The organism is Pseudomonas sp. ASL8 (genome assembly GCF_056680355.1).
Map to the genome: position 1 here is coordinate 2,881,432 of NZ_CM155278.1, position 18,921 is coordinate 2,900,352.

An 18,921-nucleotide genomic window follows, 5' to 3' on the forward strand; every position below is an offset into this window, starting at 1 on the left:
GAACCCGCGAAATAGAGCCTTGCAAGGATACCGGTGAAATGTGGGAGGTGCGGACCGTTCGTCGATCCGGTCGAATTGCCGAGGGGTTAGAGCACCGGAGTGATCAAGCCGTTGGCGACATGGAGGGCTTGCTCGAACGACGGGTAACCGCTCTTGGCGACATCCAGGTCGGCATAGTTGGCGCGGTACTGTTCGGCTTTTTTGGCGTCGCTGCTGGCCAGTTGCTGGGCGAGCAGGGCGATTGCCAGTGGATGATTACGCTTGGCTGCCAGTTCGAGCAGGTCAATGGCTTCAGCGTTATCGCTGTTCGCACGTATCAAGAGGACAGCCTGATAAAACTCGGCTTCACCGCTTCTGTCCTGGCTGGCAGCACGCTCGAGCAATGCCTTGGCCAGTTCGATATTGTCGCTACCGCCTGCGCTGATCATCAGCTTGGCCTGGAGCATGTCGTTCTGATAGAGCAGATGCGTTGAGCGACAGAGGGAGTCGCCGGACGGTTCGTCGTAGCGGGTTGAGGTGTCGCAACGATGTGATGCACAACCACCCAGGCAAAGCAGTGCGCAGAAAAACATCCATTTGTTCATTGTGGATTCCGCGAAAGGAACTGACCGTCAAGTCATCATCCTGCCTGTCCCGCTACGGCTGTGCAACGTAGCTGTGTCAAAGGGCCAGGTAACGCTCGAGAAAAAGATCATGCAACGAAGGATCGATAGCCCTAGCGCCTTGAAAAACAAAGCGCATAGAGATCGACAATTGGGGCGGGGGTATTACTTCTTGCCGAGGGTGATTTGCTTGGACGGGCCGAAAGTCTGGCCGCTGACGCCTTTAGCAATCTCCTGAATCTGACCGCCAGATTTCAGGAACGTAGCAATCTGTGCATTGATCGAGTCGCTGGTCTCAACGGCCGGAGCTGCCTTTGGTTTCGAGTTGGATGCTTTTACGCGCATGGCTTCCATTAACCTATGTAAAATTCAATACGGCCAGCAATTGTATATGAAATGCTTGACAATTGCTTGGTAAATATAGCCCTGAAACGTATAGGGGTTGGGCCTCTCCTGCCGGACAGGCCGTCACGGTATTGGGCCGCAACTGACTGTTTTAACTGAGAAGTTATTTCAGGCGCGGATTCTTCTGGAATAGGGCTGGGGGCCAGGGCCTCTATTGATCTGACGAGCGGAGCGGCTGGGCGCTCAGCGCCATGAGCAAATCTTTGATTTTTATAGCCTTTCTGATTGGTCTCGCGCCTCGTCGGCGGGAGCCGCGAACACAATGGCAAACTCGGGTAGAATGCCGCCCACGCAATGAGGGTATTTGGAAATGGCTTTAGTCGGGCGCTACAACAGCTTGCAAGTGGTAAAACACACTAACTTTGGTTTGTATCTGGACGGCGCTCAGGACGGCGAAATTTTGCTGCCCAATCGCTATATCCCGAAAGATATTCCCAGTGAAGATGAGGACTGGCTCAATGTCTTCGTTTACCTGGACAGTGACGACAAGCTGATTGCCACCACTGAAAAACCAAAGGTCCAGGTCGGTGAGTTCGCCAGCTTGAAAGTCCTTGAAGTGAACAGCATTGGTATTTTCCTTGATTGGGGCTTGTCCAAGGATCTGTTGCTGCCTTACTCCGAAGAAAAGCATTCGTTGCAGGCCGGCGATTATTGCGTGGTCCACGTTTATCTGGACAAACACACGCGCCGGATCACCGCCACCGCCCGGCTGGATCGCTACCTGGACAAGACGCCTGCCGATTATAAGGTCGGACAGGAAGTCAATTTGCTGGTGGCTGAAGCGACGGACATGGGCTTCAAGGCCATTATCAACAACAAGCATTGGGGCCTGATTCACAAGAACGAAGTGTTCAAATTCTTGCGTCCGGGCAAAGAAGAGAAAGGCTTCATCAAAGAAATTCGCGCCGACGGCAATATCAGCCTGAGCCTGCAGCCTGTCGGTGAGGAAGCGGCCAGCAGTCTTAACTCGAAGATCCTCACCAAATTGCGGGAAAACAACGGCGTGCTGCCGGTGAGCGACAAGAGCGATCCGCAAGTGATCAGCGGCTTGTTCGGGGTCAGCAAAGGTAACTTCAAGAAAGCGATTGGTGCGCTGTACAAGCAGGGCCAGATCGTGATTCACGCGGACCGCATCGAGCTGGTCTGAAGGCTCGGCCTTTCCGAACGCAGTGCCGACAGGCCAGGGTGTGGCCCCGCAGTGCGTTCGATCCGCGGTCCGTTTAAGGAAAAAGCCCACGCCGCCGGCTCAATCTCGCAGGGATGTCTCATGGGAAAATACCTCACGGCCTATATCAGCGCCCTTCTGGTGTTCGTTGTGTGCGACGGGATCTGGCTTGGCCTGTTGATGGGGCCTACCTACCAGGCATGGCTAGGGCCGTTAATGCTGAAACAACCGTTGTGGGGGCCGGCCGTGACCTTCTACATGCTGTATGGCGTGGGGATCGTGGTGTTCGGCGTCATGCCGGGCCTGCGGCGGGGGAGGTTGGCGCAGGCAGCAGGACGTAGCGCGTTGCTCGGGTTGATTGCCTACGGTACGTATGACTTGACCAACTGGGCGACGCTGCAAGGCTGGCCGACGCAAATGGCGCTGGTTGATCTGGCGTGGGGCACCGTGGTGTCGGGCCTGGCGGGGGCAGGAAGTTTCCTGTGGACGCGCAGGTTTGCGTGAGCCTGGGGATGTGATGTCCCCAGGACAGCCTATCTGCTTTGGCAGGAAGCCTATTTCTGCACGAATGACGCGAACGGCACATTGGCACCCGCTGGGCGAACATCCTTGAGGAACGAGTCCTTGTCGGCGCTCAGCTCCAGGCTGAGGCTCGCGTTGCGTTTGTCCTTGTTACGGACCACCAGGCCTTCCATATGATCGCGCAGATACACCGTTGGCACTTTCAAATGCAGCAGTTCATCGGTGCTTGGCGTGTGCAGTAGCAAGTGCACCCATTCGTATTGACCGATCTTCAGGCGGCTCATGGGCAGGTCAAACCACCAGATGTTCTTGTTGGTGTTCAGCACCGTGAAATGAGTGTTGTTGACACCGAGCACGGCACCGCCGAGTTCCTGGTTCCTACGAGCGATGGCCAGCTTTTTATCGAGTTTCATAACGTTCCTGTGGATCTGTGTGTACAGCGCGGTGGCCTTGACCACCACAGCCTGACTGCGTCGCGCATTCTCGGGGGTTGTTGCGCAAACTTAAAGTTAAACCTGCATTACCCGGTGAAATCGCCGGGTTTTAGAGGATTGAGTCTGCGACGAACGGAAAGACCGACCGGGAAAATTTTTGAAACTCTGCGCGACGAAGGTGGGTCAATCCTTATGTCGAGGTTATGACGCTTATTTTCCTACTCTGGAGAAACACCATGAGCAGTACTGGCGATAAAATCAAAGGCATGACCAACGAAGCAGTGGGTAACGTCAAGCAAGGCATTGGCAAAGCCACTGATAATTCGAAACTCAAGTCTGAAGGCAAGGCTCAGGAAATCAAAGGTAAAACCCAGGAAGCCGTAGGCAAAGCAAAGGATGCGGTGAAAAAGGGTATCGATAAAATCTGAGTGTGTAAGTGGGCTTGCAGTGAATCGCAACGGTCATCTTTTGATGGCCGTTGTTCTATCTGGTCATGCTGTTTACAGGGCGTGAGTAACGGGCCGAATAACCGGGAAAGGATTGAGACCTCTTTAGCGTCGCCAATTGGGCTACCTTAAGGTAGAACGCCTGCCTGTGGACAGACAGGCTGAGCAGTTGAAGCGCCCACCTATCGATCAACGAAGTCGGCTTGAGTTGTAGGGTAAGGAGATACGATGATTTTTCCGGAGTTGCGCCAGCTTCCATTGGGTAAGGTGATGGTGCATACCGTCAACGAGTTCATTAATGACGAAATGTCGACCTATGCGTCAGCATTGGCGTATCAAATGCTGTTTTCGCTTTTTCCGTTTCTGTTGTTTCTCATCGCCTTGATCGGCTTTCTGCACCTGCCGGACTTTTTCTCCTGGCTGCGCCTGCAATCGGAACTGGTGTTGCCGCCACAGGCGCTTGAGCAGGTCAATCCAGTGATTGATCAGTTGCAGCAGTCCAAGGGCGGGTTGCTGTCGGTCGGTATCGTGATCGCGCTATGGACCGCCTCAGCAGGTGTGCGCTTGATGATGAGTGCCATGAACGCTGCCTACGATGTGGTGGAAGGGCGGCCAATCTGGAAGCGTTTCCCTCTGTCGATTCTCTACACCGTGGGCATTGCCGGGATGTTGCTGGCTGCCGCGGCGTTCATGGTCACCGGACCGCAAGTGATGAACTGGCTGGCCGGGCAGATCGGCATGGAAGACTTTATCGTCACCTTGTGGACCGTTCTGCGTTGGCCCTTGATCATTATGTTGTTGATGGTGGCGGTGGCATTGATTTACTACGTCATGCCGGATGTGGAGCAGAAGTTTCGCTTCATTACTCCCGGTTCGGTCCTGGCCGTGGTGGTTTGGATCGTTGCTTCACTGGGCTTTGGTTATTACGTTAAAACGTTTGCCGATTACAACGCCATGTACGGCAGCATCGGCGCGATCATTGTGCTGTTGCTGTATTTCTATATTTCGGCGGCAGTGCTGTTGCTCGGTGCGGAAATGAATGCGGTGATCGAACATATGTCCACCGAGGGCAAGAATCCGGGGGACAAAGCATTCAAGGACGGTAGCAATCAGCCTGATGACAAGCATCACGTTTCCGGGCTCGGGCGTGATCATTCCATCCCCATGCCTGTGAAGGCTGACGAATCCTGAGCATGATGTGGCACGATTGTGCCCTTGGCTGACCTATAAGGCTTTTTATGATTCGAGAAATTCTGAAAATGGGCGACGAGCGTTTGCTGCGAATCGCGCCCCCGGTACCTGAAGCCCTGTTCGGTACGCCCGAACTTGAGGCCCTGATTGCAGACATGTTCGAGACCATGGACAGCGTCGGCGGGGTCGGCCTGGCGGCACCGCAAATTGGTATCGATCTGCAATTGGTGATCTTCGGTTTCGAGCACAGCGAGCGTTACCCTGAAGCGGATGCCGTGCCGCAAACCATCCTGCTCAATCCGTTGATCACACCCCTCAGCCCATTCCTGGAAGAGGACTGGGAAGGGTGTCTGTCAGTACCGGGTTTGCGCGGCGCGGTGGAGCGTTACGAGCATATTCGTTACGAAGGTTTCGACCCGGATGGCAACCCGATTCAGCGCATTGCTCATGGCTTTCATGCCCGCGTGGTGCAGCATGAATGCGATCACCTGATCGGTCGGTTGTACCCGTCGCGGATCAGCGACTTCAGTAAATTTGGTTACACTGAAGTGCTGTTTCCGGACATGGACCCCGACGCGGACGAGTGAATCGGCCGGTCGGCGAATGTTTAGTGGGCGATCTGGACCGGCTTGATGAAGCGCAATGTCATTCGGTCCGACTCGCCAATCGCCAGGTACCTGGCCCGGTCCTGTTCCCCCAATCTCAAGGACGGTGGCAAGGTCCACACCCCTTGTGGGTAGTCCTTGGTGTCCGCAGGGTTGGCGTTGATTTCGCTTTCGTCCGCCAGGGTGAACCCGGCGTCTGTGGCCAGCTTGACCACATACGCGGTGGGCAGATAGCCACTCTGTTTGATAGCCTCCAGCGAGGCTCCCTCTTTGGCCCGATGATCGACCACACCCAAGGTGCCGCCCGGTTTCAGTACCGCGTAAAACGCCTTGAACATCGCGGGCGCGTCGTCAGCCATGACCCAGTTATGCACATTACGGAACGTCAGCACGGTATCGGCAGATGCCGGTTTGCCGAAGATCGGTGCTTGCGGGTCGTACTCAATGATCTGCGCCTTGCCGTAGCGCGCTGGATCGGCGGCGAACTTCTGCTTCAGACTGTCGGCGGCCTTACGGTAATAATCGCCGCTGGCGGGTGTCTGTACGGCGGCGATGTAATGACCTTCGTCCTTGAGCAATGGCGCCAGCAGCTCGCTGTACCAGCCGTTGCCAGGAGTAATTTCAATCAGGGTCTGATTGGGGCGAAAACCGAAGAATTGCAGGGTTTGTTGCGGATGACGGTATTGATCCCTCGCGCGATTTTCCGGTGATCGCCATGTTCCCGATAACACCCTGGAAAACTGCTCTGCCGTGACGGTAGAAGCAAGGGCCGGCGGCGTTACAGGGTGTGTGGTTGCAGGCTTTTCGGCGGCCTGGGCCAGAGCGGTCCCGAGCAGGGTGGCGAGGGAGCAAGCGATAAGCTGACGTTTCATTACCAGTCCTTGTCGTCCAGGCCCGACTCGAGCCCATTCAGTTCGGAGGCTACCACGCAGATTTACCCTCGCGACCACACATTTTGCGCACGCCACTGAACTAAAGGTTCTAAGGCCGGAGGTCTGATCGGCTCATCGCTATCAGGGCTTTGGTGCGTGTGTAGCGTTCGAATCGATCCGACAACGGTTCTGGCAAGACCGACACCGCCTCGAACCCCGCGCGCTGATAAAAGCCCAACAAATCTGGATGGCAAAACAACCAGACCGGTCCATGAGTGTGCGACAGGGCCTCGCCGAGCAAGCGACTGGCAATAGCTTGGCCACGCAATAAGGGGGCGACAAACAATCCGGTCAGCCAATGCCCGTTGGCGACCGGCGTCAGGCACATTGCACCGATGATTTCAGCCTGTTTCGCCACCCACAGTTGCGCGTCTTTACCCGCACGCATCGGTGACTTGTGTGCTCGATAGAACTTGTCCAGCAGCGGTCTGGACACCTCGGACAACACGTAGAACTGAGTGGCGGACATGAGGCTCGATAGCGCGGCGGCAGCAAATCAAAGAAGGCCTAATCTATAAAGACGGCCTTACGGGCAGCGCATCATAGCGCGCGGCAATCGGTACCAGTGTGGCAACCGATTAGGTGTATAACTGAGGCCAGATCACTCACCCTGGAGAGCGCATCATGAGCAAAGGCATGGAATCAAAGAAAGCCGCAAAGAAGAAACCGGCTAAAACCCTCGATGAAAAACGCGCTGATAAAAAAGCCAAAAAATCCGATGCCGGTGCTTTTGGTCATTGATCCAACCCTACGGAGCCTTCTCAGGCTCCGTTTTTATGTGCAACTCTTCCCGAGAGTCGATTTCCCCGTCGATGTCCTCAACCAGACGCTCAGCCATTAGGTCGCGTCGCACCCGGCTCGTGGTGACTCGGTGCGAAGCGCTCGCACAAGGGCTGGATGATGTGCGTAAATCCAACCCATGCGTGCGACAACGAGGCACAAATGGGCAGGACAGGACTGCATTTAGAAACCGACAGACTGATTATCCGCGAGTTGACGGCCGAGGATGTGCCCGCGCTCGCGTTGATTTTGGGTGATGCACAGGTTATGCGGCATTCGGTCAGGGGCGTGTTGAGCGAGAAGGCGACGCGTGAGTTCGTGGCCGGGTGCATCTTTTCATATCAGGCCAATGACTTCGGTCCGTGGGCGGTGGTCGAGAAGTGTTCGTCGGCGTTTGTCGGGTTCTGCGGTCTGAATGCCGAACCCGTGGACGGTGCCGAGGAAGTGGAAATCGGCTACCGGCTGGGCCGTACTTTCTGGGGCAGAGGTTTGGCGACTGAGGCGGCCATGGCCACTCTGACTTACGCGTTCGAAACGCTGAGCATTGATTCGGTGATCGCGATTGTCGAGCCGGAAAATATCGCGTCGGTGAATGTGATTGAGAAGCTAGGCTTCAACACGTTCATCCACAGCCAATACCATCGGCGCGGGGTCAAAATCTATCGGATGACGCTGCCGGACTGGCACTCACCCAGTGCTGTTGCCAAGAGGGCGACATGACGAAATACCGCACGTCGTTTTCGCAGTCGGCATGCAATGTGATCCTCGGGTTACTGGTCCTTGTGTTGCTGGGCGGTCCGCGCGGTGCGCTGGCTGTGCAGGGCAATGACGCCGCCTTGGCATTCGTTCAGCAGCGCCACTTGGGCGACAGCCTGGCCTGGCTCGGTTATCAGGTCGCCTCGCGCACCGTGACCTTTGCAACCCTCGTGCAAAAGGTGGGCAAGACCCAGGCGCAAACCACGGTCCAGGATGCGTTACAGCATCTTCAGCCGCGTTATCAGGAACAGTGGAACAGCAACATGGCCGCCGCTTATGCGGAGTCCTTCACCCCTGAAGAATTGCGCGAGCTGAATGAAGGAAGCCCCCCCTCTGTACTGGCCAATAAATTCCGCGCCAAACAGAAGGATGTCGGGATGAGCATGAAAGCAAAGTCTGACGAATTGCTTAACACCTTCGTCTCCAAAGCACTGCTTGATGCACAGGACACTGTCAGTCATTAACGTTCAGGCCATCATGCTCAGGCAAATAGTCGGTGCACAGCGGTGGTCGGACCTTTTCTTTTTATCTGTTCAATAGCAGGGGAAATCATGGACCCATTCATGCAGGCGGCGATTGAAGAGGCTCAACTGGGGTTGGCCGAGGGCGGGATTCCGATTGGTTCGGTGATTGTGCACAAGGGGCAGATCATTGGCCGTGGGCACAATCGGCGAGTGCAGGAGGGCAGTGCGATCAAGCACGGCGAGATGGACGCGTTCGAAAACGCGGGTCGTTTGCCGGCGCGTACGTATAAGGAGTCAGTGCTTTACACCACGTTGTCGCCGTGTGCGATGTGCAGCGGCGCGATCCTGCTGTATGGCATTCAAAAAATCGTGGTGGGCGAAAATCAGACGTTCATGGGGGAGGAAGCACTGTTGCGCTCCAGAGGCGTGGAGGTCGACGTGGTCCAGGATCACACCTGCATCGAGTTGATGCGCGGCTTTATCGCCAGCAAGCCAGAACTGTGGAACGAAGATATTGGCGAATAAGCCTGCCATGCATTGAGCCGGCGTGCCCTTGGCGAGAGGGCAGGCTGTCGATCACTTAAGTTGCAGGGTCGAGTTGAACTGACTGATAGCGTCGACCACATGCCGTGCGCCTTGCTGAATCTCCAGAATGACCGCCCCGGCTTCGTTGGCCAATTCGACGCCGACGCCGGTCCGGCTCAAGCTGGATTGCATGCTGGTCACTGCGTTACGGGCCAGTTCATTGTTTTGCCGCACCACATCGACAATCTCCAGTGTGGCCTTGCTGGTACGCGCCGCCAGGCTCCGGACTTCATCGGCGACCACGGCGAAGCCTCGGCCATGTTCCCCTGCGCGAGCGGCTTCGATGGCGGCGTTGAGCGCCAGCAGGTTGGTCTGGTCAGCAATGCCACGGATGGTCTGGACGATGCTGCCGATGATTTCCGATTGGGTGTTGACCGCATCGAGGCTGCGTGCGGCTTCGCTCAAGTCGCTGGAGATTTCCTCGATGACCTGTACGGTCTGTTGCACGACCGCCGAACCTTTTTGCGCGCAGGCGTCGGTTTGCACGGACGTGTCGTGAGCTGTTTTTGCCGCCGACTGCTGCACGCTGACTTGCGCGGTAATATCGCTGGCAAACTTGACCACTTTATAAAGACGGCCCTTGGCGTCGAACAACGGGTTATAAGACGCTTCGAGGAAAACCGTGCGCCCCTGTTTATCCACCCGCTCGAATCGATGGGAATGAAATTCCCCTCGGTTTAATGACGCCCAAAATGCTTTATACCCAGGGGAATCAGTTTCCTCGCGTTTGCAAAAGAGACTGTGGTGCTGCCCGACAACTTCATTAAGTTGATAATGCATGCTGTTCAGGAAGTTTTCATTGGCGGTAATTATTTTACCGTCTGGCGTAAACTCGATCATCGCCATGGAACGGCTGATCGCATTGATCATGCTCTGATTTTGCCGTTCTTTGTGCATGGCCGCGCTGACATCGGAAGCCACTTTTATCACGCTTGTGACGTGTTTATTGGCGCCGATGACGGGCATGTAGCTGGCCTCCAGCCAGACCTCACGACCTGTCTTGTCCAGGCGTAGAAACGTTTCGCTAAGAGGCTCGCCACGCCCGAGTTCACGCCACATTTTGGCGTAGGTTTCGCTGCTGTAAAATTCTTTTTCGCAGAAAATACGGTGATGTTTGCCGCGAATTTCCTCGGCGCGATAGCCCATGGTTTTACAGAAATTCTCATTGGCATCGATGATGATGCCGTCCGGCGAAAACTCGATCATGGCCATGGAACGGCTAATGGCGGCCATTTTGGCGTTTGCGCTGTCTAACGCGGCAGTGGATATTTCAAGCTTGGCTTTATCCGCTTTCCGTTGAGAATTGAACATGTTGCTGTCACCCAAGGTAATAGTCGCTTAATAAGGTGATATTAAAATCACCTGTTTATTGTGTTGTGACGTATCAAATGGCCCGTTGTTGGCCTGAATTGAAGGGGCAGCAGGTATTTTTAGAGGGTACTTAAAAGGCGGTATATGGCATAACGGGAACGCTGTCAGAGCGCTGATTTGGCGGTCAATGCTGTACGTGTCCTAAACAACTGCATCAACTGTGTATAAGGCTATTGCGTCAGTCCGTGTCAGCATTGTTCAGAGCATAGGCAGATAAATAAATATATGCAAACGAGTGTTGTGACTATCCGAAAGAGTGTGTTTTCGCTGATAGATCCGCGCTCACCTGCCGTATTGGTCCCGGCACAGGGTTATTTTGTTCAATAAGTGAGACCACTCAGCCTTTACCTTCGTTTGGCTATCTCTCAAACGCCGCAAAAAAATGAAGGTACTCAATGAGCATGCTTATTTCCATGGCCGCGTTCGCGTTGGCGTCGTCTATTTCGCCGGGGCCAGTGAACATCGTGGCCTTGAGCTCCGGCGCGCAGTTCGGCTTTCGTGCCAGTCTGCCGCACGTGAGTGGTGCGACGGTGGGCTTCACGGTGTTGCTGTTGATGATTGGGTTGGGGTTGCATGAATTGTCGAGCCATTGGCCGTTCCTGACCCGGGTCATCCAGTGGGCGGGCGTGGCTTTCCTGTTGTTCCTGGCTTACAAGCTGGCGGTCGATAACGGCACGTTGGGCGCCGGGAAGCAGGTCAAAGGTCCGTCATTTTTATACGGGGCCGCGATGCAGTGGCTCAACCCCAAGGCGTGGCTGGCATCGCTGGCAGGCATGGGCGCGTATGCGGCCAATGGCGCAGACCTGTTGATCTGGCAGTTTGCGGGGGTGTACTTCGTGGTTTGCTACGCCTCGATTGCCTGCTGGGCTTATGCGGGCACCTGCCTGCGCAGTTATCTACAGGTGCCGGCGCGGGTTCGCGTGTTTAATCGTGCGATGGCATTGTTGTTGGCCGGCAGCGCCGTGTACCTGCTGGTCGCTTGATGCCCGTCAGCCTCGGTACTGGCGTGGCGTGGCGGCATGGAAGCGTTTGAATGCCCGCTGAAAATGCGCCTGATCTGCAAAGCCCGCCTCAAGGGCAACATCCGCAATCCGATGACCCCGCTTGAGCTGTGCGCGGCCGAATTGCAGGCGGCGGTTAATCAGGTACGCATGGGGTGTCATGCCGTAGTGCTGCTTGAACGCGCGGATCAGGTAGGACGCCGACAAATCAGCCGACGCGCAGATCTCTTCCAGGCTCAATGATCGCGTGCAGTGCTCGCTGATGAAGTCCGCGGCACGTTTGAGTTTTAAGTTGGCATCTTTGGCCAAGGCCGGAGCAGGGTTGAGCGTCTGCTGTACATGGGTGAAAAACTCGATAGCGGCAGTGTGCTTATGCAACGTATCGGTTTGGGTGTCGGTGAGCACCGCGTACAGGTGATTGAGCCCCCTATACAGCGCGGGCTCCGTGCTCATGATCGCCGAAAACGCTCTGAAGTCCTGATTTTCGCTAAAACCCAGTTCATGCTGAAGGCGCGTCAGCCAGGCAACATCCACGTACATCATTCGATAAGACCACGGATGATCATCCAGTGGATTGCAGGCATGAACATCGTCCGGGTTCATGAGCACTACCACACCGGCTCCGATGCGTTCCTGCGAGCGTCCGTTCAGGTAGGTGCTGTGCCCGCCTGTAACCGCGCCGATGGAAAAAGTTTCGTGGGCGTGTCGGTCATAGCAGATCTGCCGCCCATCCTGAATCGACCGGGCTTCGATGAATGGCAGGTGTTCATCACGCCAGAACTGCGGACCTACGGCCTCTTGTTCGGCTGCTTTTTCCATTATGGCCACCGCTCCTTCACCTCGGGCTGACAGAATCATAATCCGTGCCGATCACTGTAACCGCATTCAGTCAGCTCGGCGCGTGGCAGAAACGCTTTGCCACTGGAATGTGAGCCGTCCATTGGCGCAGACTATTTTTGTTACACACTGATTCCCGCACAGGTTGATCTGTTTGCAGTTTGAGGGCGAACCTAGAGACGCAACGGTTATCAAACACCTGTGTCGTGACCGTTTCGAACAGAAGGTAAGCGATGAATAGTCTAGTGCGCAGTATTGCAACACTGACGCTGAGTGGGTTTCTGGGAATGGGCATGGCCAGCATGGCCCACTCCCAAAGCGCTTCAGCCCCTATGGATCTGGATCGTGACCTGATGCTCGCGGGTGCCAGTTCACCGGGCATGCTCAACAACAGCAACAATAACCCCTACAACAGCCCCATCCGTCGCGCCAACCCCAATAGTCGACAAGGCACAGAATCCAGTACTCCTCCGGTGCGCGGGCCGAATACCGTCCCCAACCCGCGACCTCCTACCCTGGAGAACGGCGGCATTGGCAATGGTTACCCGACCCGCCAGCAACCCTCCGGGGGCGTGAAGAAAATCCAGCGCGGGGACCTGAATTGAACCGCACGCCGCGGAAAACATTGATCGCGACACTCTGCGTCAGCGTCTTGTTCGGCGTGCCCTTGATGGCGTCCGCTGCTCAGCCGCAAAAGCTCAACAGTGAATTGGGGGCGGTCAGTGTCAGTGAGGTGGTGAACGGTCTGGATCACCCTTGGGCGTTGGCGTTCTTGCCGAACAAGCAGGGCATGTTGGTGACCGAGCGGCCAGGCAATCTGCGTATCGTGTCCGCAGACGGCAAACTGTCGAAACCGCTGTCAGGCGTGCCGAAGGTCTGGGCGAAAGGGCAGGGTGGTTTGCTTGATGTAGTGCTGTCCCCCGACTTCGCCAATGACCGTCTGGTTTACGTCTCGTATGCCGAGGGTGGCGGCGAGGGCGGGACGGCTGGCACGGCTGTCGGTCGTGGCCGGCTCTCCCTCGACATGAGCAGGCTGGAGAACTTCAACGTGATTTTCCGTCAGGAACCGAAACTGTCGACGGGCAATCACTTCGGCTCGCGGATGGTCTTTGACCGCGACGGCTATCTGTTCATCACTTTGGGCGAAAACAACGACCGTCCAACGGCTCAGGATCTGGACAAGCTGCAAGGCAAGGTCGTGCGTATCTTCCCCGACGGCAGAGTGCCGGAGGACAATCCCTTTGTCGGGCAGCAAGGGGTACGACCTGAAATCTGGTCCTATGGCCATCGCAACCCGCAAGGCGCGGCGCTGAACCCCTGGACCGGCGCCCTCTGGACCCATGAGCACGGGCCAAGAGGCGGGGATGAAATCAACATCATCGAAGCCGGCAAGAATTACGGCTGGCCGATAGCAACCCACGGCATCGACTACACCTTGCAGCCGATCTCGGAAGCCAAAGGCAAAACCGTCGAAGGCACCGTGCCGCCCAGGCATGTCTGGGAAAAATCCCCGGCCATCAGCGGCATGGCGTTCTACGATTCTGATCGCTTCAAGCCTTGGAACCACAACCTGTTTATTGGTGCGTTGGCAGCGGAGACGTTGATTCGCCTGCAATTCGATGGCGACAAAGTCGTCCATGAGGAGCGTTTGTTGGGCGAGTTGAAAGCACGAATCCGCGACGTGCGGATGGGCCCGGATGGGTACCTGTATGTGCTGACAGACTCGGATGACGGGGCGTTGTTGAAGGTGGGGCTGGAGTAAGCCTTTTCGCGAATGAATGTGCTTCCACAGAATTATGAACAATCTGTGGGCGCGAATTCACTCGCGAAGCATTGTGTCAGGCGCAGAAAGTTGGCCGGGCAGCAATGATGCTCACTCAGGTATCTTGCTTGTCTTTCAGTACTTCACCTGTCTTGGCGTCCAGGTCTACATCCCATTTGACGCCTTTAGCGTCGACCATTTCGGTTTGGTAGATGTAGCGACCGTAGGAGTTTTCCAGTTCGGTGCTGTGCAGGGTTGCGCCAGGGTGTTTGACCAGCGCTGCTTTGTTCAGCACTTCGAAGTCCATTACGGTGCCAGCCTTGTGCAAGCGCACGATTTCATCGGGACCGATATCCGCTTGTGCGAGGCCCGCTACAGCCGTCAGGGCAAGGGTGGCGAACATGGCATTCAAGGTTTTCATTGGATTTTCCTTTGGGTTCAACTGTTTGATTGAGTCCAGAGTAACCCCCCAGACTTAATTCAGGCTTAATTGTCTCCGGTTCGCTGGAAATACCTTCCTGCCATGACGACGGTAACAGGGATATTTCCGTGCAAAGGCAAGCGGCCGCACTCGAGCCGCTCGCAGTTGAATGACTTCTCGATAGGGTGTGTGAACAAGGCAATGATCGAACTCAAACCGGCATTCATCGACGATATACCGCGCCTGTGGGCGCTCAGAACCCGCGCGGTGCGGGTCAGTTGCGCCAGCCATTATTCGCCGGCACAGATCGACATCTGGAGTGCGACGACCGCGCCAGAGACGTACCTCCGACTGATTGCCAGCCAAGGCGCGTTGATCGCCGAAGAGGATGGCCAACTGCGGGGCTATGCGATCCTCGACCTGCAAACCGGTGAAGTCGATGCCATCTTCGTCGACCCGGACCACGGCGGAAAAGGCATCGGCAAACAATTGCTGCTGGGCATCGAGGCACTGGCGTTGCAATACGCATTCAGGCGCTTGTACCTGTTTGCCTCGCTGAATGCTGTTGCGTTTTATCAGGCGGCTGGCTTTATCGCGATCAGGGACGAGGAATACGTCCACCCCAGCGGCATCAGCTTGCGCAGTCTGTATATGGAGAAGGTGCTGCCAGAGTCTGCGGTCACGCCTGGGCAGTAAGTGAGGGGACGACGTCCTTGTCGAAGTGCCTGTGAGGCCGTGTATCTACGAAGCCAAAGCGCTTCTCTCCCGCGCGCTGCTGACTTCAAACTGGCCCACCAGTTTTTGCAGTTTGTTGGCATTCAGGCGCACGGTTTCCGCGCTGCTTTGCAGGACAACCACGGTCTGGCGCATCTCGCCTGAGGCCAAGTCGACACGCTTGATGGTCTTGCCATAATCCAGGCTGCGGTCGCTGAGTTGCTGGATGATGCTGATCATGCTTTCCACCTCATGGTGCAGCTGAGCGTTTTCCGATGAAGCGTCCTCGGTCGTGCGCAGGTGGTTGTCGACGTCCTGCACGCCGCTCTCCATGAAGGCCACGGCTTGTTGGGTTTCGCTTTGCAGCCCCTCGACCATGTGTTTAATGTCATCGGCGGCACTGGCGGTACGGATGGCCAGGCTGCGTACTTCATCGGCGACTACCGCAAAGCCACGACCGTGCTCACCGGCGCGAGCGGCTTCGATGGCGGCATTGAGCGCCAGCAGGTTGGTCTGATTGGTGATGTTGGTGATCAGACCGACGATATTGCTGATCTGCGCCATCCTGCTGTCGAGCAACTGCACACTGGAAGCCGAGCGCTCGACCACGTCGCGAATCGACTGGGTGCCGACGCGGACCGCCTCAAACTGCTCGCGAGCACGCCGTACCACGTCGTCCATGGCCTGCTTCATCTGCTCGGCCGTCAATGACGCCTGGTTGATTTCGCCCAGTTGCCCCTCGACGATCAGCATCATGCGGTTTACCGCTTCAGCCACTTCGGTGGAGGTAAAACCGGCTTCCTGGCTGCTGCCGAGCATGAGCGCGTTAGTTTTGCCCATGCTTTTGGAGGCGTGAATCACCTGGCCGACCACCGCATCCAGATTGTCGATGAAGCTGTTGATCCAGCGGCTCATGTCACCGGTTTCGTCGTTGGCCATCTTCTTGGTATCAAGGCGCTGACGCAGGTTGCCTTCGCCTTCTGCAATGGTGCGAATCACTTGTGTCATGTCACTCAGGCGCACCGCCAGACGTTTGGGCCCGAACGACGAGAACAGCAGGGCGGTGATCGCCATGCTGAATATCTCGATGCCGTCGATTTGCAACTGACCCAGGCCGCTGTAGTGCTGGACCAGATAATTGCAGGTGAACAGGCCGCCCATGGTGGCCAGATAGGGTTTCATCAGGCCGTAGCTCAGAGAGCGGCGCCGATAGACTTCCTCCAGATCGGCTTCACACATCATGCCCCAGCGATCCGCCGAGCCGGGCAACTGGAAGGTCACGCCTTTGCCAATCACCGGGATGTGCCGGTAGTCGGAATAACCGGGATAGGTGACGAACAGGTTAGAACCGCTGCGAATGGTTTCGCGCACGCCGGGGTGCAATTGTTGAGTGGCGGGATCAATAAAGCGCAATTCGAGTTCGGTGTGACGCTGGATCTGCACCGGGCCCCAAGCCGTGTGTACGCCCGTCTTGAGGTTTTCCCCGTGGGTAAATGCGTTGTCCTCGAAGCGCGAGCGGGACAGTGCGATGCCAGGTTGCAAGGTACGGTCGAAACCGGCCTTGACCATGAACAGGTAGTTATCGCCAGACTCAGGGTAGATATGCCCGGCTTCGCGCTGGATCAAATCCCCAAGCACATCGTTCGGCACCCGTCCGCACAGGCACCCCAGCACTTTGCCATCGAGCAAGAGCGGCTGATAGAACATCAGGGTGACTTCGTCATGGAAGCGTGAGGACGACGGGCCAATCTTCAAGGTCAGTGGATCGCTGTAGGGGCCGTGCAAGAAAGGCTTTTTCAGGCCTTCTGCCAGTGCGCGAGGGTCCAGGTCTTTGGCTTTGCAATGCGCCGGCCATGTCGAGGCAAGCACCTCGCCCTGAGTATCGACGACAAAAAGTTCGGAAAAGTCCGACGCCTGGCTGAGCTTCTCTACCAGTACCGTGGTGTCGATTCGGGTGAGGTCGCGTGCGACGTTGGTGCTCAGCTCGCTCACGTGTTCCCAATACTCTTGAGCCCAGTGCTGGAGCAATTTGACGCGGGTTTCGGCGATTGATTCGAACGTGCCTTCGATCACTGAGTAAGTGGACTTGTTCATGCGACAGGAGCGCCTCATGGCCAGTTTTCCTGTCTTGCCGAACCAGGGCAGCCAATGCTTTTCAGCGGTGGATAGCTGCATTGAATCACTGTGCAAGGTCATGCCGGACTCCTTAAACAACGGCATCAAAGATGCCAGCGAACACGCAAGGACCGAGCCATGCCCTAAAATAAGTGCGTTTTTTCACAAAAATACAGACATATCAGTCGTTTTTTGGCGTTTTACCCTATTTAAATGTCGTTTTTGTGCGCTATTGAAGTGCGCTTTCTGATAAGCGTGCCCGTCAGAGGGCGTAGCCCATCAAGTGCACTTTGCTATGCTTCGCGTCCTGCGTCCGGGCGAAAAGCGTCGCGTGACAGTTTCAACGGAGCGGCCTGTCGTGACGGTCGAGCCTTAATCACTTCACGTTCTGGATTGCTCATGACAGCCATTATCCGACCACGCCTCCAGCCGCTGTCCCGGGCGGACTACACAACCCTGGGCCTTGCGGCGCTGGGTGGGGCGCTGGAAATCTATGACTTCATCATCTTTGTGTTCTTCGCGCTGACCTTGAGTCAGCTGTTTTTTCCGCCAGACATGCCTGAATGGCTGCGCTTGCTGCAAAGCTTCGGCATTTTCGTCACCGGTTACCTGGCGCGGCCGCTGGGCGGCATCCTGATGGCGCATTTCGCTGACCGATTGGGCCGCAAGCGCGTGTTCAGCCTGAGCATTTTATTGATGGCACTGCCATGCCTGCTGATCGGGGTGATGCCGACCTATGCCCAGATCGGTTACTGGGCGCCGCTGATTCTGTTGGCTCTGCGTATCCTGCAAGGCGCCGCAGTGGGTGGCGAGGTCCCGAGCGCCTGGGTGTTCGTCGCCGAGCATGCGCCCAGAGGCCATCGTGGCTATGCACTGGGCGTGCTACAAGCCGGGCTGACGTTTGGCTATTTGCTGGGCGCGCTGACGGCGACCTGGCTGGCGCAGGTGTTCAGCCCTGCGGAAATTCTCGATTACGCCTGGCGCATTCCGTTTCTGCTGGGCGGTGTGTTTGGCGTGGTGGGTGTCTGGCTTCGGCGCTGGTTGAGCGAAACCCCGGTGTTCATGGCCCTGCAGGCCCAGCGTGAAGCCCAGCCCGAGTTTCCGTTGCGAGCGGTGCTGCGCGAGCATCGCCAGGCATTATTACCTGCGGCGTTGCTGACGTGCGTGCTGACCTCTGCGGTGGTGGTGCTGGTGGTGATCACCCCGACAGTGATGCAGCAACGATTCGGCATGACTGCGAGCCACACGTTCGCCCTGAGCGCTCTGGGGATTGTTTTTCTGAACATCGGCTGCGTTCTGGCCGGTCTGGTAGTGGATCGTTTCGGCGCCTGGCGCGGCGTTGTGCTGTACAGCCTGCTGTTGCCGCTGGGGATTACGTTGTTGTATGCCAGCCTGATCGGCGGCTGGCTCTCCCCCGGCCTTGCCTATGCCATCGCGGGGTTGTCCTGCGGCATCGTCGGCGTGGTGCCGTCGGTAATGGTCGGGCTGTTCCCGGCGCATATCCGTGTGTCGGGTATTTCCTTCACCTACAATATTGCCTACGCACTCTGGGCCAGCACAACGCCGTTGATGTTGATCGCACTGATGCCGTGGAGCCCGTGGGTATGCGTAGGTTATTGCGCAATCATGGGTGTCGTGGGTGTGCTGACGGCGACTTTTTTCGGCCTGCATCGAGGCGTTGAAGTTGATGGTGTCATGGCAGTAAGAGCCGCACGCTGAGGACCTTTCGAGGCAACCGAATGCGTCATAAAATAAGGCATCAGTGAGCAGCGACGTCGGGAGGCAGAAACCGCCTCGACCGACAGGCCCTCCT

The 18,921-nt window shown here is 56.5% G+C and carries 22 protein-coding genes; 13 read left to right on the forward strand and 9 right to left on the reverse strand.

The window, feature by feature from the left end; genetic code table 11:
• Positions 1–86: 86 nt before the first annotated feature.
• Together AC1MEA_RS13195 and AC1MEA_RS13200 are read right to left on the reverse strand one after the other, a co-directional pair.
• Positions 87–584 carry a hypothetical protein gene (locus AC1MEA_RS13195; RefSeq protein ID WP_480416429.1) on the reverse strand — a complete coding sequence of 166 codons (498 nt, stop codon included), beginning with the start codon at positions 582–584 and terminating at the stop codon, positions 87–89.
• A 183-nt stretch (positions 585–767) separates the two neighbouring features.
• Positions 768–956 carry a hypothetical protein gene (locus AC1MEA_RS13200; protein ID WP_219064632.1) on the reverse strand — a complete coding sequence of 63 codons (189 nt, stop codon included), beginning with the start codon at positions 954–956 and terminating at the stop codon, positions 768–770.
• Positions 957–1,317: 361 nt separating this feature from the next.
• On the opposite strand from AC1MEA_RS13200, the gene AC1MEA_RS13205 reads away from it, so the two are divergent.
• Positions 1,318–2,154 carry a CvfB family protein gene (locus AC1MEA_RS13205; RefSeq protein WP_219064633.1) on the forward strand — a complete coding sequence of 279 codons (837 nt, stop codon included), beginning with the start codon at positions 1,318–1,320 and terminating at the stop codon, positions 2,152–2,154.
• Between the two features lie 120 nt (positions 2,155–2,274).
• Positions 2,275–2,676: a DUF2177 family protein gene (locus tag AC1MEA_RS13210; RefSeq protein ID WP_219064634.1), complete on the forward strand. Its 402-nt coding sequence runs from the start codon at positions 2,275–2,277 to the stop codon at positions 2,674–2,676.
• A 50-nt stretch (positions 2,677–2,726) separates the two neighbouring features.
• Here the strand turns inward: AC1MEA_RS13210 and AC1MEA_RS13215 are convergent, their stop codons facing one another.
• Positions 2,727–3,107 (reverse strand): hypothetical protein, encoded by a 381-nt coding sequence (locus tag AC1MEA_RS13215; RefSeq protein ID WP_219064635.1) that lies wholly within the window; start codon positions 3,105–3,107, stop codon positions 2,727–2,729.
• Between the two features lie 257 nt (positions 3,108–3,364).
• Here AC1MEA_RS13215 and AC1MEA_RS13220 point away from each other — a divergent pair, with 257 nt between their 5' ends.
• From AC1MEA_RS13220 to def, 3 genes are all read left to right on the forward strand, one after another.
• Positions 3,365–3,556 carry a CsbD family protein gene (locus AC1MEA_RS13220; RefSeq protein WP_480416430.1) on the forward strand — a complete coding sequence of 64 codons (192 nt, stop codon included), beginning with the start codon at positions 3,365–3,367 and terminating at the stop codon, positions 3,554–3,556.
• 246 nt (positions 3,557–3,802) lie between these two features.
• Complete coding sequence (locus AC1MEA_RS13225) at positions 3,803–4,765, forward strand: YihY/virulence factor BrkB family protein (protein WP_449633588.1); 963 nt, start codon at positions 3,803–3,805, stop codon at positions 4,763–4,765.
• A gap of 47 nt (positions 4,766–4,812) precedes the next feature.
• Complete coding sequence (gene def, locus AC1MEA_RS13230; RefSeq protein ID WP_219064638.1) at positions 4,813–5,352, forward strand: peptide deformylase; 540 nt, start codon at positions 4,813–4,815, stop codon at positions 5,350–5,352.
• 20 nt (positions 5,353–5,372) lie between these two features.
• Here the strand turns inward: def and AC1MEA_RS13235 are convergent, their stop codons facing one another.
• Positions 5,373–6,242 carry a class I SAM-dependent methyltransferase gene (locus AC1MEA_RS13235; RefSeq protein ID WP_480416431.1) on the reverse strand — a complete coding sequence of 290 codons (870 nt, stop codon included), beginning with the start codon at positions 6,240–6,242 and terminating at the stop codon, positions 5,373–5,375.
• Positions 6,243–6,351: 109 nt separating this feature from the next.
• Positions 6,352–6,771 carry a GNAT family N-acetyltransferase gene (locus AC1MEA_RS13240; protein WP_480416432.1) on the reverse strand — a complete coding sequence of 140 codons (420 nt, stop codon included), beginning with the start codon at positions 6,769–6,771 and terminating at the stop codon, positions 6,352–6,354.
• A gap of 473 nt (positions 6,772–7,244) precedes the next feature.
• Here AC1MEA_RS13240 and AC1MEA_RS13245 point away from each other — a divergent pair, with 473 nt between their 5' ends.
• From AC1MEA_RS13245 to AC1MEA_RS13255, 3 genes are all read left to right on the forward strand, one after another.
• Positions 7,245–7,802: a GNAT family N-acetyltransferase gene (locus AC1MEA_RS13245; protein ID WP_480416433.1), complete on the forward strand. Its 558-nt coding sequence runs from the start codon at positions 7,245–7,247 to the stop codon at positions 7,800–7,802.
• Positions 7,799–8,302: a hypothetical protein gene (locus tag AC1MEA_RS13250; RefSeq protein ID WP_480416434.1), complete on the forward strand. Its 504-nt coding sequence runs from the start codon at positions 7,799–7,801 to the stop codon at positions 8,300–8,302. The genes AC1MEA_RS13245 and AC1MEA_RS13250 overlap by 4 nt, the downstream gene beginning before the upstream one ends.
• Before the next feature lie 87 nt (positions 8,303–8,389).
• Positions 8,390–8,827: a nucleoside deaminase gene (locus AC1MEA_RS13255; protein WP_219064643.1), complete on the forward strand. Its 438-nt coding sequence runs from the start codon at positions 8,390–8,392 to the stop codon at positions 8,825–8,827.
• Between the two features lie 51 nt (positions 8,828–8,878).
• Here AC1MEA_RS13255 and AC1MEA_RS13260 read toward each other — a convergent pair whose 3' ends face one another.
• Entirely contained in the window at positions 8,879–10,198 is a 1,320-nt protein-coding gene (locus AC1MEA_RS13260) for a methyl-accepting chemotaxis protein (protein ID WP_480416435.1), read from the reverse strand.
• Positions 10,199–10,653: 455 nt separating this feature from the next.
• Here AC1MEA_RS13260 and AC1MEA_RS13265 point away from each other — a divergent pair, with 455 nt between their 5' ends.
• On the forward strand, positions 10,654–11,241 hold the full coding sequence (locus tag AC1MEA_RS13265; RefSeq protein ID WP_480416436.1) for a LysE family translocator: 588 nt from the start codon (positions 10,654–10,656) through the stop codon (positions 11,239–11,241).
• A gap of 6 nt (positions 11,242–11,247) precedes the next feature.
• Here the strand turns inward: AC1MEA_RS13265 and AC1MEA_RS13270 are convergent, their stop codons facing one another.
• Entirely contained in the window at positions 11,248–12,081 is an 834-nt protein-coding gene (locus tag AC1MEA_RS13270; RefSeq protein ID WP_480918138.1) for an AraC family transcriptional regulator, read from the reverse strand.
• Between the two features lie 248 nt (positions 12,082–12,329).
• Here AC1MEA_RS13270 and AC1MEA_RS13275 point away from each other — a divergent pair, with 248 nt between their 5' ends.
• Together AC1MEA_RS13275 and AC1MEA_RS13280 are read left to right on the forward strand one after the other, a co-directional pair.
• Positions 12,330–12,701, forward strand: a complete 372-nt coding sequence (locus AC1MEA_RS13275) for a hypothetical protein (protein WP_449633595.1) — start codon at positions 12,330–12,332, stop codon at positions 12,699–12,701.
• 65 nt (positions 12,702–12,766) lie between these two features.
• The gene (locus tag AC1MEA_RS13280) at positions 12,767–13,858 is read left to right on the forward strand and encodes a PQQ-dependent sugar dehydrogenase (protein ID WP_480918139.1); all 1,092 of its coding nucleotides are present in this window, start codon (positions 12,767–12,769) and stop codon (positions 13,856–13,858) included.
• A 115-nt stretch (positions 13,859–13,973) separates the two neighbouring features.
• Here the strand turns inward: AC1MEA_RS13280 and AC1MEA_RS13285 are convergent, their stop codons facing one another.
• On the reverse strand, positions 13,974–14,279 hold the full coding sequence (locus AC1MEA_RS13285; protein ID WP_480416437.1) for a PepSY domain-containing protein: 306 nt from the start codon (positions 14,277–14,279) through the stop codon (positions 13,974–13,976).
• Between the two features lie 201 nt (positions 14,280–14,480).
• Here AC1MEA_RS13285 and AC1MEA_RS13290 point away from each other — a divergent pair, with 201 nt between their 5' ends.
• A complete protein-coding gene (locus AC1MEA_RS13290; RefSeq protein WP_480416438.1) occupies positions 14,481–14,975 on the forward strand; it encodes a GNAT family N-acetyltransferase in 495 nt (164 codons plus the stop codon).
• A 45-nt stretch (positions 14,976–15,020) separates the two neighbouring features.
• Here the strand turns inward: AC1MEA_RS13290 and AC1MEA_RS13295 are convergent, their stop codons facing one another.
• Positions 15,021–17,213, reverse strand: coding sequence for a methyl-accepting chemotaxis protein (locus AC1MEA_RS13295; protein ID WP_480416439.1), 2,193 nt, complete (start codon positions 17,211–17,213; stop codon positions 15,021–15,023).
• Between the two features lie 294 nt (positions 17,214–17,507).
• Between AC1MEA_RS13295 and AC1MEA_RS13300 the strand changes: the two genes are divergently transcribed.
• A complete protein-coding gene (locus tag AC1MEA_RS13300; RefSeq protein ID WP_480416440.1) occupies positions 17,508–18,827 on the forward strand; it encodes an MFS transporter in 1,320 nt (439 codons plus the stop codon).
• Positions 18,828–18,921 lie beyond the last annotated feature (94 nt).

Bases quoted from the DNA above. Each gene is read 5' to 3' on its own strand.
- AC1MEA_RS13195 (WP_480416429.1), bottom strand. From the start codon at position 584: ATGAACAAATGGATGTTTTTCTGCGCACTGCTTTGCCTGGGTGGTTGT.
- AC1MEA_RS13200 (WP_219064632.1), bottom strand. From the start codon at position 956: ATGGAAGCCATGCGCGTAAAAGCATCCAACTCGAAACCAAAGGCAGCT.
- AC1MEA_RS13205 (WP_219064633.1), top strand. From the start codon at position 1,318: ATGGCTTTAGTCGGGCGCTACAACAGCTTGCAAGTGGTAAAACACACT.
- AC1MEA_RS13210 (WP_219064634.1), top strand. From the start codon at position 2,275: ATGGGAAAATACCTCACGGCCTATATCAGCGCCCTTCTGGTGTTCGTT.
- AC1MEA_RS13215 (WP_219064635.1), bottom strand. From the start codon at position 3,107: ATGAAACTCGATAAAAAGCTGGCCATCGCTCGTAGGAACCAGGAACTC.
- AC1MEA_RS13220 (WP_480416430.1), top strand. From the start codon at position 3,365: ATGAGCAGTACTGGCGATAAAATCAAAGGCATGACCAACGAAGCAGTG.
- AC1MEA_RS13225 (WP_449633588.1), top strand. From the start codon at position 3,803: ATGATTTTTCCGGAGTTGCGCCAGCTTCCATTGGGTAAGGTGATGGTG.
- def (WP_219064638.1), top strand. From the start codon at position 4,813: ATGATTCGAGAAATTCTGAAAATGGGCGACGAGCGTTTGCTGCGAATC.
- AC1MEA_RS13235 (WP_480416431.1), bottom strand. From the start codon at position 6,242: ATGAAACGTCAGCTTATCGCTTGCTCCCTCGCCACCCTGCTCGGGACC.
- AC1MEA_RS13240 (WP_480416432.1), bottom strand. From the start codon at position 6,771: ATGTCCGCCACTCAGTTCTACGTGTTGTCCGAGGTGTCCAGACCGCTG.
- AC1MEA_RS13245 (WP_480416433.1), top strand. From the start codon at position 7,245: ATGGGCAGGACAGGACTGCATTTAGAAACCGACAGACTGATTATCCGC.
- AC1MEA_RS13250 (WP_480416434.1), top strand. From the start codon at position 7,799: ATGACGAAATACCGCACGTCGTTTTCGCAGTCGGCATGCAATGTGATC.
- AC1MEA_RS13255 (WP_219064643.1), top strand. From the start codon at position 8,390: ATGGACCCATTCATGCAGGCGGCGATTGAAGAGGCTCAACTGGGGTTG.
- AC1MEA_RS13260 (WP_480416435.1), bottom strand. From the start codon at position 10,198: ATGTTCAATTCTCAACGGAAAGCGGATAAAGCCAAGCTTGAAATATCC.
- AC1MEA_RS13265 (WP_480416436.1), top strand. From the start codon at position 10,654: ATGAGCATGCTTATTTCCATGGCCGCGTTCGCGTTGGCGTCGTCTATT.
- AC1MEA_RS13275 (WP_449633595.1), top strand. From the start codon at position 12,330: ATGAATAGTCTAGTGCGCAGTATTGCAACACTGACGCTGAGTGGGTTT.
- AC1MEA_RS13280 (WP_480918139.1), top strand. From the start codon at position 12,767: ATGGCGTCCGCTGCTCAGCCGCAAAAGCTCAACAGTGAATTGGGGGCG.
- AC1MEA_RS13285 (WP_480416437.1), bottom strand. From the start codon at position 14,279: ATGAAAACCTTGAATGCCATGTTCGCCACCCTTGCCCTGACGGCTGTA.
- AC1MEA_RS13290 (WP_480416438.1), top strand. From the start codon at position 14,481: ATGATCGAACTCAAACCGGCATTCATCGACGATATACCGCGCCTGTGG.
- AC1MEA_RS13295 (WP_480416439.1), bottom strand. From the start codon at position 17,213: ATGCCGTTGTTTAAGGAGTCCGGCATGACCTTGCACAGTGATTCAATG.
- AC1MEA_RS13300 (WP_480416440.1), top strand. From the start codon at position 17,508: ATGACAGCCATTATCCGACCACGCCTCCAGCCGCTGTCCCGGGCGGAC.